This is a genomic window from Vibrio sp. 10N.222.49.C9, assembly GCF_041474985.1.
GTDB classification, from domain to species: Bacteria; Pseudomonadota; Gammaproteobacteria; order Enterobacterales; family Vibrionaceae; genus Vibrio; species Vibrio crassostreae_C.
In genome coordinates this window covers 1-476 of record NZ_JBFRVD010001317.1, presented here as the reverse complement: position 1 = coordinate 476, position 476 = coordinate 1, and the positions used below count along the sequence as shown (strand labels likewise).

Annotated in this window: 1 pseudogene; it reads right to left on the bottom strand. The window is 41.2% G+C overall.

The features are described 5' to 3' along the window. Nucleotides 1-282: 282 nt before the first annotated feature. A pseudogene (galM, locus tag AB4585_RS28090) lies at nucleotides 283-476 on the bottom strand (galactose-1-epimerase); the annotation flags it as partial.

Sequence of the window (476 nt, the reverse complement as noted above, 5' to 3'; positions counted from 1 at the left end):
CGAGAGATGGCTGCATATCGATACTCCAAAAATCATTGAGTTATAGAGGTGGAAACCTCAGCAGCAGGCGGCACCTGCAACAATGATTAGAGTGTAGACCCCAATTTATAGGCCAATATCAGATAGCGTTCATTTTGTTACCTATGTGGCAGTTTTTTCATCAATTTCTGAGAAAAGTGTTAAGTGGTAAGCTATTGAAATTATTATAGGGTTTTTCTATTGAGCAGAAATGCAAAGAGGCACTCGAAAGTACCTCTAACTTCTAAAAACCGATGAGAAGAACTACATATTATTGAGGAACTGATAGGTCGTAGTGTGGTTATAGGTTTCACCTTCTCGAAGGACGCAATTCTGACGTGGCCACTCAGGATGATTCGGGCTATCAGGCAAATATTGGGTTTCCAATGCGACCCCACCGTAAGTATCATACTGTCCATCGATACGATTTGCAGTACCTTGTAAGAAGTTGCCAGTAT